This window comes from Pseudomonas simiae, assembly GCF_000934565.1.
In the GTDB taxonomy this organism is placed as follows: Bacteria; Pseudomonadota; Gammaproteobacteria; order Pseudomonadales; family Pseudomonadaceae; genus Aquipseudomonas; species Aquipseudomonas simiae.
Genome location: NZ_CP010896.1, coordinates 4,123,251 through 4,135,174, shown reverse-complemented (window position 1 = coordinate 4,135,174; position 11,924 = coordinate 4,123,251). Strand labels below are relative to the sequence as shown.

The 11,924-nt window shown below is 58.7% G+C and carries 9 protein-coding genes and 4 tRNA genes; 12 read left to right on the top strand and 1 reads right to left on the bottom strand.

Annotation, left to right across the window (positions count from 1 at the left end):
* Positions 1-2: 2 nt before the first annotated feature.
* Positions 3-1,199 (bottom strand): amino acid aminotransferase, encoded by a 1,197-nt coding sequence (locus PF1751_RS18720; protein WP_010209047.1) that lies wholly within the window; start codon positions 1,197-1,199, stop codon positions 3-5.
* Between the two features lie 344 nt (positions 1,200-1,543).
* Between PF1751_RS18720 and uvrB the strand changes: the two genes are divergently transcribed.
* The 12 genes from uvrB (at position 1,544) to PF1751_RS18660 (ending at position 11,896) form a co-directional block, all read left to right on the top strand.
* Positions 1,544-3,559, top strand: coding sequence for an excinuclease ABC subunit UvrB (gene uvrB, locus PF1751_RS18715; RefSeq protein WP_010209048.1), 2,016 nt, complete (start codon positions 1,544-1,546; stop codon positions 3,557-3,559).
* Positions 3,560-3,765: 206 nt separating this feature from the next.
* Positions 3,766-5,247 (top strand): glutamate--tRNA ligase, encoded by a 1,482-nt coding sequence (gene gltX / locus PF1751_RS18710; RefSeq protein ID WP_010209049.1) that lies wholly within the window; start codon positions 3,766-3,768, stop codon positions 5,245-5,247.
* Between the two features lie 147 nt (positions 5,248-5,394).
* Positions 5,395-5,470: transfer RNA gene (locus PF1751_RS18705), tRNA-Ala, on the top strand.
* Between the two features lie 78 nt (positions 5,471-5,548).
* Positions 5,549-5,624, top strand: a tRNA-Glu gene (locus PF1751_RS18700).
* 50 nt (positions 5,625-5,674) lie between these two features.
* A tRNA-Ala gene (locus PF1751_RS18695) sits at positions 5,675-5,750 on the top strand.
* A 78-nt stretch (positions 5,751-5,828) separates the two neighbouring features.
* Positions 5,829-5,904 (top strand) — tRNA-Glu (locus tag PF1751_RS18690).
* 182 nt (positions 5,905-6,086) lie between these two features.
* The gene (locus tag PF1751_RS18685; protein WP_010209050.1) at positions 6,087-6,626 is read left to right on the top strand and encodes a TetR/AcrR family transcriptional regulator; all 540 of its coding nucleotides are present in this window, start codon (positions 6,087-6,089) and stop codon (positions 6,624-6,626) included.
* 15 nt (positions 6,627-6,641) lie between these two features.
* Entirely contained in the window at positions 6,642-7,478 is an 837-nt protein-coding gene (locus PF1751_RS18680) for an alpha/beta hydrolase (RefSeq protein WP_044288148.1), read from the top strand.
* Positions 7,479-7,517: 39 nt separating this feature from the next.
* Positions 7,518-7,952 (top strand): acyl-CoA thioesterase, encoded by a 435-nt coding sequence (locus tag PF1751_RS18675; RefSeq protein ID WP_042571801.1) that lies wholly within the window; start codon positions 7,518-7,520, stop codon positions 7,950-7,952.
* Between the two features lie 55 nt (positions 7,953-8,007).
* Complete coding sequence (locus PF1751_RS18670; RefSeq protein ID WP_044287559.1) at positions 8,008-8,985, top strand: tRNA dihydrouridine synthase; 978 nt, start codon at positions 8,008-8,010, stop codon at positions 8,983-8,985.
* Between the two features lie 564 nt (positions 8,986-9,549).
* The gene (locus PF1751_RS18665) at positions 9,550-10,866 is read left to right on the top strand and encodes a hypothetical protein (protein ID WP_044287558.1); all 1,317 of its coding nucleotides are present in this window, start codon (positions 9,550-9,552) and stop codon (positions 10,864-10,866) included.
* A 268-nt stretch (positions 10,867-11,134) separates the two neighbouring features.
* Positions 11,135-11,896, top strand: coding sequence for a hypothetical protein (locus tag PF1751_RS18660; RefSeq protein WP_069672438.1), 762 nt, complete (start codon positions 11,135-11,137; stop codon positions 11,894-11,896).
* Positions 11,897-11,924: the final 28 nt, after the last annotated feature.

The following is an 11,924-nucleotide window of genomic DNA, read 5'->3' as shown; positions in this document are numbered from 1 at the left end:
GTTTACAGCACCTGAACGATCGCCTTTGTGACTGCATCGATGTTCGACTGGTTCAACGCCGCCACACAGATACGGCCGGTGTCGAGGGCATAGATACCAAACTCGCTGCGCAAGCGGGTGACTTGCTCAACGGTCAGGCCAGAGTAGGAGAACATCCCACGCTGGCGACCGACGAAGCTGAAGTCGTGGCCCGGAGCTGCCTTGGCCAGTTCGGCCACCATCTGCTCGCGCATGCCACGGATGCGCAGGCGCATTTCGGCCAGTTCGGCTTCCCACTGGGCACGCAGCTCAGGGTTGTTCAGCACCGCTGCAACGATCGCCGCGCCGTGGGTTGGCGGGTTGGAGTAGTTGGTACGGATCACGCGTTTGACCTGGGACAGGATGCGCGCGCTTTCTTCCTTGGAGTCGCCGACGATGGACAGTGCGCCCACACGTTCGCCGTAAAGCGAGAACGACTTGGAGAACGAGCTGGACACAAAGAAGGTCAGGCCCGATTCAGCGAACAGGCGCACGGCGGCAGCGTCTTCGTGGATGCCGTCGCCAAAGCCCTGGTAGGCCATGTCGAGGAATGGCACCAGGTTCTTGGCCTTGATCACGTCCAGCACGTTCTGCCAGTCGGCCGGGCTCAGGTCGACGCCGGTCGGGTTGTGGCAGCAGGCGTGCAGCACCACGATGGACTGGGACGGCAGGGCGTTGAGGTCTTCGAGCAGGCCGGCACGGTTCACGTCGTGGGTGGCGGCGTCGTAGTAGCGGTAGTTCTGCACCGGGAAACCAGCGGTTTCGAACAGCGCGCGGTGGTTTTCCCAGCTCGGGTCGCTGATGGCGACGACGGCGTCTGGCAGCAACTGCTTGAGGAAGTCTGCACCCAGCTTCAGGGCGCCAGTGCCGCCTACCGCTTGCACGGTGGTGACGCGGTCAGCGTTCAGCAGTGGCGATTCAGCGCCGAACAGCAGGGTTTGCACGGCCTTGTCGTAGGCCGCGATGCCGTCGATCGGCAAGTAACCACGGGCGGCGTGTTGCGCCACGCGAATGGCTTCCGCTTCGGCAACGGCACGCAAGAGTGGAATCTTCCCCTCCTCGTTGCAGTAAACGCCCACGCCAAGGTTGACCTTGGTGGTTCGTGTATCGGCGTTGAATGCTTCGTTGAGGCCCAGGATAGGATCGCGTGGTGCCATTTCGACAGCGGAGAACAGGCTCATTTTTGCGGCAGCTCTATGGGGGATAGGAGGGACGTGTCGCGCTCCAGCCGAATGCACTAGAGCGGTGCACAAACGGGGAGCTAGTATAGAGGCCATCACCGCCAAGGGCGACAGCCGAAATGGCTTTTCGGCCAAGTTTTTCGGTTTATTTGCCGACCGTTAGTCTTATTGCAACATTGACTGGTGAGGGCGTGTATGACGATTGCCTTGAAACCCATGACATTCGCCACCACTTCTATGTCTATCATGGTTTTTTCCTACTATCCGCTCTGAGTCTTCGCGGGTGGCGGTCTATTTCGTCCTCGACGGGTTTACAGTCTGGGGGTGACCACACGAGGTACGTTATGTCGGATTTCCAACTCGTCACCCGCTTTGAACCCGCTGGCGATCAGCCGGAAGCCATTCGCCAGATGGTCGAGGGCATTGAAGCCGGCCTGGCCCACCAGACGCTGCTCGGGGTGACCGGGTCGGGCAAGACCTTCAGCATTGCCAACGTGATTGCGCAGATCAATCGGCCCACCCTGGTGCTGGCGCCGAACAAGACCCTGGCCGCGCAGCTCTATGGCGAGTTCAAGGCGTTCTTCCCGAACAATGCGGTGGAGTATTTCGTTTCCTACTACGACTACTACCAGCCCGAAGCCTATGTGCCGTCCTCCGATACCTTCATCGAGAAGGATGCGTCGATCAACGATCACATTGAACAGATGCGGCTGTCGGCGACCAAGGCCTTGCTGGAGCGCAAGGACGCGATCATCGTCACCACAGTGTCGTGCATTTACGGCCTGGGCAGCCCGGAAACCTATTTGAAGATGGTCCTGCACGTCGATCGCGGCGACAAGCTCGACCAGCGCGAGCTGCTGCGCCGACTGACCAGCCTGCAGTACACGCGCAATGACATGGACTTCGCCCGTGCCACCTTCCGCGTGCGCGGCGATGTCATCGACATCTACCCGGCGGAATCCGACCTGGAAGCGATCCGCATCGAGCTGTTCGACGATGAAGTCGAGAGTCTGTCGGCCTTCGACCCGCTGACAGGCGAGGTGATCCGCAAGTTGCCGCGCTTCACCTTCTACCCGAAAAGCCACTACGTGACCCCGCGTGAAACCCTGATGGGCGCCATTGAAGGCATCAAGGTCGAGTTGGCCGAGCGCCTGGAGTACCTGCGTTCCAACAACAAGCTGGTGGAAGCCCAGCGCTTGGAGCAGCGCACCCGCTTCGATCTGGAGATGATCCTGGAACTGGGCTACTGCAACGGCATCGAAAACTACTCGCGCTACCTGTCGGGCCGCGAATCCGGTGCGCCGCCGCCGACGCTATATGATTACCTGCCGCCTGACGCGCTGCTGGTAATCGACGAGTCCCACGTCAGCGTGCCGCAAGTGGGCGCGATGTATAAGGGCGACCGTTCCCGCAAAGAAACGCTGGTGGAGTACGGTTTCCGCCTGCCGTCGGCACTGGATAACCGGCCGATGCGTTTTGACGAGTGGGAAGCCATCAGCCCGCAGACCATCTTTGTGTCCGCCACGCCGGGTAACTATGAGGCCGAGCACGCCGGCCGCGTGATCGAGCAGTTGGTACGGCCGACAGGCCTGGTCGACCCGGAAATCGAAATCCGCCCTGCACTGACCCAGGTCGACGATTTACTCTCGGAAATCACCAAGCGCGTGGCCCTGGAAGAGCGGGTGTTGGTTACCACGCTGACCAAGCGCATGTCCGAAGACTTGACCGACTACCTGGCCGACCACGGCGTGCGCGTGCGTTACCTGCACTCGGACATCGACACCGTGGAGCGTGTAGAGATCATTCGCGACTTGCGCCTGGGCACCTTTGATGTGCTGGTAGGCATCAACCTGCTGCGCGAAGGCCTGGACATGCCGGAAGTGTCGTTGGTGGCAATCCTCGATGCGGACAAGGAGGGCTTCCTGCGCTCTGAACGCTCGCTGATCCAGACCATCGGCCGAGCGGCGCGTAACCTCAACGGTCGGGCGATTCTCTACGCGGACCGCATCACCGGTTCCATGGAGCGGGCGATTGGCGAGACCCAGCGGCGTCGCGACAAGCAGATCGCGTTCAACCTGGAAAATGGCATCACCCCGAAAGGCGTGTTCAAGGACGTTGCCGACATCATGGAAGGCGCCACTGTGCCGGGCTCGCGCAGCAAGAAGCGCAAAGGCATGGCCAAGGCTGCCGAGGAAAGCGCCAAGTACGAGAACGAGTTGCGCTCGCCGAGTGAGATCACCAAGCGGATCCGTCAGTTGGAAGAGAAGATGTATCAGTTGGCGCGTGATCTGGAGTTTGAGGCGGCGGCGCAGACGCGCGATGAGATCGGCAAGTTGCGCGAGCGCCTTTTGGCTGTTTGATCTGCGCTGACAGGACTGGCCTCATCGCAGGCAAGCCAGCTCCCACATTTGACTGTATTCATAAATCAAAATGTGGGAACTGGCTTGCCTGCGATGGCCGCGCCTCGGTCTCCCGGATTCACCCAGGCTGGAGCCCAACCGCCCCAGGCTGTTACCATTCCCCCCTTGTTTCAATTTTCAGTTTTATCGCCCATTCGAGACCTGCCATGACCACCGTCCGCACGCGCATCGCGCCATCGCCTACTGGGGATCCCCACGTTGGCACTGCTTACATCGCCTTGTTCAACTACTGCTTTGCCAAGCAGCACGGCGGTGAATTCATCCTGCGGATCGAAGACACCGATCAACTGCGTTCCACCCGCGAGTCGGAACAGCAGATTTTCGATGCCCTGCGCTGGTTGGGCATTACCTGGGCCGAAGGCCCGGACGTCGGCGGCCCGCACGGCCCGTATCGCCAGAGCGAGCGCAGCGACATCTACAAGCAGTACACCCAGCAATTGGTCGACATGGGCCATGCCTTCCCGTGTTTCTGCACCGCCGAAGAGCTTGACCAGATGCGCGCCGAGCAACAGGCCCGTGGCGAAACCCCGCGCTACGATGGCCGCGCGTTGCTGCTGTCGAAGGAAGAAGTGGCCCGTCGCCTGGCCGCTGGCGAACCCCATGTGATCCGCATGAAAGTGCCAAGCGAAGGCGTGTGCGTGGTGCCGGACATGCTGCGCGGTGACGTCGAAATCCCGTGGGACCGCATGGACATGCAGGTGCTGATGAAGACCGACGGCCTGCCGACGTACTTTTTGGCCAACGTGGTCGACGACCATCTGATGGGCATCACCCACGTGCTGCGCGGTGAAGAGTGGCTGCCGTCGGCGCCGAAACTGATCCTGCTCTACGAGTACTTCGGCTGGGAACAACCGCAGCTGTGCTACATGCCGCTGCTGCGTAACCCGGACAAGAGCAAGCTGTCCAAGCGCAAGAACCCGACCTCGGTGACTTTCTACGAGCGCATGGGCTTCATGCCGGAAGCGATGCTCAACTACCTGGGCCGCATGGGCTGGTCGATGCCGGACGAGCGCGAGAAGTTCTCGCTGCAGGAAATGGTCGACAACTTCGACCTGTCCCGCGTGTCCTTGGGTGGGCCGATCTTCGACATCGAGAAGTTGTCGTGGCTCAACGGCCAATGGCTGCGTGACCTGCCGGTGGATGAATTCGCCAGCCGCGTGCAGCAGTGGGCGCTGAACCCTGAGTACATGATGAAGATTGCGCCACTGGTGCAGGGCAGGGTGGAGACGTTCAGCCAGGTCGCACCGTTGGCCAGCTTCTTCTTTGCCGGGGGCGTTAGTCCGGATCCCAAGCTGTTCGAGTCCAAGAAACTCTCGGGCGACCAGGTTCGTCAGTTGATGCAATTGATCCTGTGGAAGCTGGAAAGCCTGCGCCAGTGGGAGAAGGATGCGATCACCGCGACGATCCAGGCGGTGGTGGAGTCTCTGGAATTGAAGCTGCGCGATGCCATGCCGCTGATGTTTGCCGCGATCACCGGCCAGGCCAGTTCGGTGTCGGTGCTCGATGCGATGGAAATCCTCGGCCCGGACCTGACCCGTTTCCGTCTGCGCCAAGCCCTTGATTTGCTTGGTGGTGTGTCGAAGAAAGAAAACAAAGAGTGGGAAAAGCTGCTGGGCGCTATCGGCTGAGCATGCGGTTGAAACGGCGAAACCCCGGTTTTCCGGGGTTTCACCGGTAAGTGATTGTTATCCCGGCAAAAAATTTTGGAAATTGTTGAAAATAAATTTGACACACTTCCAAAGCGCCATTAAGATTCGCCCCGTCCTCACCGATGAGGGGCTATAGCTCAGCTGGGAGAGCGCTTGCATGGCATGCAAGAGGTCAACGGTTCGATCCCGTTTAGCTCCACCAATTTACAGGTTCAAGGTCTGGCCACACCGTCCTTGAATCGATCAGGTCTCAGCCCTGATCAGATGTACAGAAGGTTTTGTCCCCTTCGTCTAGTGGCCTAGGACACCGCCCTTTCACGGCGGTAACAGGGGTTCGAGTCCCCTAGGGGACGCCAGTTTCAACAAGCAGCTCGAAAGGTCTGCTGCGTCGCGAGACGAAAAATCCGGGGCTATAGCTCAGCTGGGAGAGCGCTTGCATGGCATGCAAGAGGTCAACGGTTCGATCCCGTTTAGCTCCACCAATTTACAGGTTCAAGGTCTGGCCACACCGTCCTTGAATCGATCAGTTCTCAGCGCTGATCAGTGTACAGAAGGTTTGTGTCCCCTTCGTCTAGTGGCCTAGGACACCGCCCTTTCACGGCGGTAACAGGGGTTCGAGTCCCCTAGGGGACGCCACGATTACCCGCTCTGCGGGATTTTTAAGGGTCATTCAATTATTGAATGGCCCTTTTGTTTGTCTGGCGTTTGGCCAATTCTCTCCTCTTTCCCATTCTTCTCCTCTGACCAACGGTCGCGCGGGTGGCTTGCGGAATATTATTATGGTAATAATATTCAACCCATGAGCATCGGAGGCAATGATGAGCGATAAAAAAGCGCAAACCCGCGAACGCATTTTGCAGGCCGCCAGCGCCGCGTTGATCCAGCGCGGCCCGGCTGAGCCGAGTGTGGGTGAAGTCATGGGCGCGGCGGGGCTGACCGTCGGTGGTTTCTACGCGCACTTCGAAAGCAAGGACGCACTGATGCTGGAGGCCTTCACCCAGTTGCTGGCCAAGCGTCGTGCGTCGATTGATGACATGGACGCCCAGTTGACCGGAGAGGAGCGCAGAAGCCTTGTGGCGGCGTTTTATCTGTCACGCAAACACCGTGACTCAACTGCCCAGGCCTGTCCGATCCCGGCAACTGTCGGCGAGATGAGCCGCCTGCCAGATGAATTCCGCCAAGCGCTGAACGAGCATTGCGAGCTGATGGCCGCGCAACTCGCCGCCAGCCCTGAAGACACCGACAAAGCCCTGGCTGACATGGCGCTGATGATCGGTGGCCTGGCCTTGGCCCGCGCCTTGGGGCCCGGTGAGTTGTCTGACCGTGTGCTGCGCGCCGCCAAGTCGGCCGTGCGCTAGAAGAGGGTTGTCATGATGGGCACATTAACCTGGATTCGTCGCTTCAACGGCACCCTGGGGCACCTGGCGCCGCAAACGGTAGCCGGCAAGATGCGCCGCGCCTTCATGACACCCCGCGACCTGCCGCCGCGTGACTGGGAACTGCCGCTGCTGGCGCAATCGGAGCGCATCACCTTGCGTTTCGGTTTGTCCGCCTTGCGTTGGGGCCAGGGGCCCGCAGTATTGTTGATGCACGGTTGGGAAGGGCGGCCCACTCAATTCGCCAGCCTGATCACGGCGTTGGTCGATAACGGTTACTCAGTGATTGCGCTCGACGGCCCTGCCCATGGTCGTTCGCCAGGGCGTGAAGCCCATGTGCTGCTGTTCGCCCGTGCCATGCTCGAAGCCGCTGCCGAGTTGCCGCCGCTGCATGCGGTGATCGGCCATTCCATGGGCGGCGCCAGTGCGATGTTGGCGGTGCAGTTGGGCTTGCGTACCGAGGCGTTGGTCAGCATCGCTGCACCGTCACGCTTTCTGGATGTGCTGCGTGGTTTCACCAAGATGGTCGGTTTGCCGGCGCGGGCACGCCGCTTGGCCTTCATCCATGAGGTCGAAATGACCTTCGGCATGCCGCTCAAGCATTTGGATGTGGCCCACTACCAGATGAACATTCCTGGCCTGATCGTGCACGCCGAAGACGATACCTTCGTCCCGGTCAAAGCCTCCCAAGCCATTCACGAAGCCTGGTTTGACAGCCGTCTGCTGCGCCTGGAACAGGGCGGTCACCAGAAAGTACTGGCCGATCCGCGCGTGATCGACGGTGTGCTGGCGCTGCTGGCCGGCCGTCGTTTACAGGAGCGGCAAACTGCCTGATACACTGCCCCGGTTAAGTTAATCGACCGGGAGCAAGGCATGGGCTGGGATTTGGCAACGCCGTTTATCATCGATCTGCAGGTCGCCCCTGAAGACATCGACGGACTGGGGCACGCCAATAACGCGGTGTACGTGTCCTGGCTGGAGCGCTGCGCCTGGCGCCATTCCCAGCGGCTGGGCCTGGACCTGACCGAATATCGCCGCCTGGACCGTGCCATGGCGGTGGTGCGTCATGAGATCGACTACCTCGCCGCAGGCTACGAAGGCGATGAGTTGCAACTGGCCACCTGGATCGTCGACTGGGACCAGCGCCTGAAGATGACCCGGCGCTTTCAACTGGTACGCCCGCGTGACGGCGCGACCCTGCTACGCGCGCACACCACCTTTGTCTGCATCGAGCTGTCCACCGGCAAACCCAAGCGCATGCCCGCGGAATTTCTCGACGGTTATGGCCCCGCCCTGACAGGGGGTTAACGGTTGCTGTGGGAAACCCAGTAAACTGCGCCACGATTTTTGTTGAGTGTTTTCCATGCAAATTGCTTTGGCGCCCATGGAGGGGTTGGTCGACAACATCCTGCGGGACGTTCTCACCCGTGTCGGCGGTATTGACTGGTGCGTGACCGAGTTCATCCGCGTCAACGACCGCCTGCTCACCCCTGCGTATTTCCACAAACTCGCCCCGGAACTGCTCCACGGTGCCCACACCGCTGCGGGTGTGCCGTTGCGTGTGCAATTGCTCGGCTCCGACCCGGTGTGCCTGGCGGAAAACGCTGCGCTGGCGTGTGAGCTGGGTTCGCAGGTCATTGACCTGAACTTCGGCTGCCCGGCCAAGACCGTCAACAAGTCCCGAGGCGGTGCGGTGCTGCTCAAGGAGCCGGAGTTGCTCAACCAGATCGTCGAACACGTCCGACGCGCAGTGCCGGCCCACATTCCCGTCACCGCGAAAATGCGCCTGGGTTTCGACAGCCCGGATGGCGCTCTGGTCTGCGCCACGGCCCTGGCCGAAGGCGGCGCGGCGCATATCGTGGTGCATGCGCGTACCAAGACCGACGGCTACAAGCCGCCTGCCCATTGGGAATGGATCCCGCGCGTACAGGAGGTGGTCAAGGTCCCGGTGTTCGCCAATGGCGATATCTGGAGTGTTGAAGACTGGAAGCGCTGTCGCGAAGTCAGTGGCGCCGAAGACATCATGCTGGGCCGTGGCCTGGTAGCGCGTCCGGACCTGGCGCGGCAGATCGCTGCGGCGCGGGCAGGGGAGGAGGTGGTCGAGATGACGTGGGCAGAGATGCAGCCGATGCTCCAGGAGTTTTGGACCCAGTCGGTGGCGCAACTGACCGAGCGTCAGGCGCCGGGGCGTTTGAAGCAATGGCTGGCGATGCTCACCCGCAATTACCCTGAGGCGGTGGAATTGTTTACGCTGATGCGCAGGGAAACCGACCTGGAGCAGGTCGGGCGTTTGTTGGGTATGCCCAGTCGGCGCGAACAGTCTGTGGCGCTGCAAGATTAGGTTTACATATATAAGTGTTTCATCTGTTGCTGTAAGGGGCGCCGAAAGGTGCCTTTTTTTTGTCTGAAAAATATGTTTGGCATCGTCCTGTGCTGCCTGGGCCTGGCTTGGGTTTTTTATTCGTTTTGGGTGGTTGTTGTGGTGTTGCGAGATATATGCAAAGGCGTATGAATGTTTGGCCCAACTGCTACTGAAGTTTAATTTTTTAATGTTCTCGGGTGGTGGGGCAGGTACTTGCGCGTGCGCCAATTAACATAGCTTTTGTTTTTTAAATAGCGTTGTTGTTTTCTTTAAGTTGCTTTGTTCATGGGGTGTTTCCTCAAGTTTCCACTCTTGGGTGGATGTGAGGCGCGTGCAGTCAGGGTTTTTCTGCGAGTGTCCATAGGCAAACGTCTCCGTTGCTGAATTGGTTTCCTTATATAAGCCACGATTATTCGGAACTCATCTCCTTTGCGCCCCACGAATCTTGCGAGTTTGTCGAACTCACCGTTGTTTCACACTTAATGTCAATCATGGTCTCTCTCCTGCCGGTGCGGGGGTGGGCACAGATTCAGGAATAAAAATATGTCTAATGTCTCGGCCAAGCAGTTCATGCCAACGAACACACATTATCCACAGCTTAATCAGACTTCCGTGCACGCTGATAAGTCGCTCGAGTTGTCGCCGTCTATGGACAGTATGAATAAGTTTCTAAAGGACAGTAGTCCGACACCAAAAGAAAACAATGTGCCGATGAATAAGGAGTCCCTGGAAAAGTTATTTGCCATGTTTGAGTTCGCGGTCAAAGCGATGCGTAGCATGCTCGCGGGCATGGGGGTGTTGCCCCGCCTGCCTGGTGACCTTGATGCCCAGCCCCCGGTGAAGCCTGGTACCGATGGCAAAGACGTTCCGGATATGAAGGCCGAACACAAGGTCGCACCGGGGGTGGATACCAAGAAGACCGTGCTACCTGGCACCGATGCCAAGAACGTGCCGGATGTGAAGGTCGAGCACAAGGTCGCACCGGGGGTGGATACCAAGAAGACCGTGCTACCTGGCACCGATACCAAGAACGTGCCGGATGTGAAGGTCGAGCACAAGGTCGCACCGGGGGTGGATGCCAAGAAGACCGTGCTGCCTGGCACCGATGCCAAGAACGTGCCGGATGTGAAGGTCGAGCACAAGGTCGCGCCGGGGGTGGATACCAAGAAGACCGTGCTGCCTGGCACCGATACCAAGAACGTTGTGGATGCGAAGGCGCAGGACAAGGTGGCACCCGAAGCGGATACCAAGGCACGGGTGAAGCCGGACCCGGAGGTTAAAGTCATGCCGGATGGTCGTACCCAGGTGAGCATTAGGCCTGACGGCAAACTCGATACTCAGCAGGCAAAGCCTCCTCTCACCCCTGTGGATTATAAAAATAAGCTGTCGTCTGATATCAACGTGACGGTGCAGGTCCAAAACTGTCATTGCCCGCATACAGATGAAAAAGTAGCGCCACAACCCCCGGTGACGCCGAGGCTTGATAAGCAGCCGTCTCCACAACCCCCGGTAATGCCGAAGCCCGACGGACAGCCGTCGCCACAGCCTCCGGTCATTCCGACCCATGTGAATCCCAAGCCTGTTACCCCGACCAACGTGAATCCAAGGCCGGACATCCCGACCAACCTGAATCCAAAGCCTGATACCCCGATCCATGTGAATCCAAGGCCTGTTACCCCGACCAACGTGAATCCAAAGCCTGATACCCCGGCCCCTGTGAATCCAAAGCCTAATACCCCACCCAATACGGACCTTACATCCCCCGCACCGGATGACTTGGTTGATGATTGCAGCAGCCAATCCCATAAGCGTTTCGACAACCACCGAGCTAACAAGCCTGGCCTCCGTCCACGTTTTTGAGCCCGTTATCTTGACGCGTTGAACATAAATGCTGGTCCTCTGGTCGTTTCGGCCAGGGGGCACTCAATGAGACTTAAACATGTTATCGATAAGCCATAACCGTGTTGTATCGCCAACTATTGAGCCTTGCCGGACACCAGACCATTCAGTTCGTGCATCGCTCCACTCTGTGCCCAGAGAAAACGTTCGTACTGCAACAGCTGTTCCTCGCTCAGAGGTAAAGTCCGATAGTTTCAGTAATAACGCGGACACTTCGGCCTTGCTCAGCATGTTGGGAGAAGTGTTCAAGCAGTTTTTCACTCAATTGCAAAGCCTCTTGCGTGGAGACGTGCATCCGGTTGAACCGAAAAACAACGATGTACCTGCACCGTCGCCACGCGTACAACCCACTCCCGATACGAGGCTCACCGATAAACAAAACGAACCTATCCCCGAGCTTTCCACTCAGCGTCGAGGTGCAAAGCCCAAAGATATCTTCAGTGGTTTTCGTCAGGGCAGAAATGGTAACTGTGTGACAATCTCCGCTATCAAGGCGGCGATGGCAAAGTTTGGCCAAAGCCCTAAGGATATTTACAAGTCTGTCGAGAAAGGCGTGGATGGATTTAAAGTTGTCATGCGTGACGGCATGACGGTAGAACTCAGCAAGGCGGAGTTGGACAGTGCCATCCGCGGCTCCAACTTTGTTGGAATAAATGATCCTGGCATGCTCAAGGATGCACATTTCCTGTTTGCAGTTTCTGCCAAGCGGGCGCAAATGGAGAACAACGACGGACGGGCAGGCAAAAGTTATGAAGCCGCCATAAGAAGCCTCAACGATGGTGAAGATGAATGGGGCCCTGGGGAGGGGTTCAAACGTCTGGGGCTAAAAGACCATATGAAGCGTGTATCGGTGCGTGAATTCGCTGACAAGTCATTGATTGGCATGGTCAACCGGCGCGGGCACTCAGTGGCTATCGTGGACGGAATTGAAGAGAACTATGGGCGCAAAGGCGGCCGGCCCACAGGCGGCCAAGCCATCGCGTTGATGTGACAACAACGTTTGATCTGATTTTCTTGTC

Bases quoted from the DNA above. Each gene is read 5' to 3' on its own strand.
- PF1751_RS18685 (WP_010209050.1), top strand. From the start codon at position 6,087: ATGAGCGATAAAAAAGCGCAAACCCGCGAACGCATTTTGCAGGCCGCC.
- gltX (WP_010209049.1), top strand. From the start codon at position 3,766: ATGACCACCGTCCGCACGCGCATCGCGCCATCGCCTACTGGGGATCCC.
- PF1751_RS18680 (WP_044288148.1), top strand. From the start codon at position 6,642: ATGGGCACATTAACCTGGATTCGTCGCTTCAACGGCACCCTGGGGCAC.
- PF1751_RS18720 (WP_010209047.1), bottom strand. From the start codon at position 1,199: ATGAGCCTGTTCTCCGCTGTCGAAATGGCACCACGCGATCCTATCCTG.
- uvrB (WP_010209048.1), top strand. From the start codon at position 1,544: ATGTCGGATTTCCAACTCGTCACCCGCTTTGAACCCGCTGGCGATCAG.
- PF1751_RS18665 (WP_044287558.1), top strand. From the start codon at position 9,550: ATGTCTAATGTCTCGGCCAAGCAGTTCATGCCAACGAACACACATTAT.
- PF1751_RS18670 (WP_044287559.1), top strand. From the start codon at position 8,008: ATGCAAATTGCTTTGGCGCCCATGGAGGGGTTGGTCGACAACATCCTG.
- PF1751_RS18675 (WP_042571801.1), top strand. From the start codon at position 7,518: ATGGGCTGGGATTTGGCAACGCCGTTTATCATCGATCTGCAGGTCGCC.
- PF1751_RS18660 (WP_069672438.1), top strand. From the start codon at position 11,135: ATGTTGGGAGAAGTGTTCAAGCAGTTTTTCACTCAATTGCAAAGCCTC.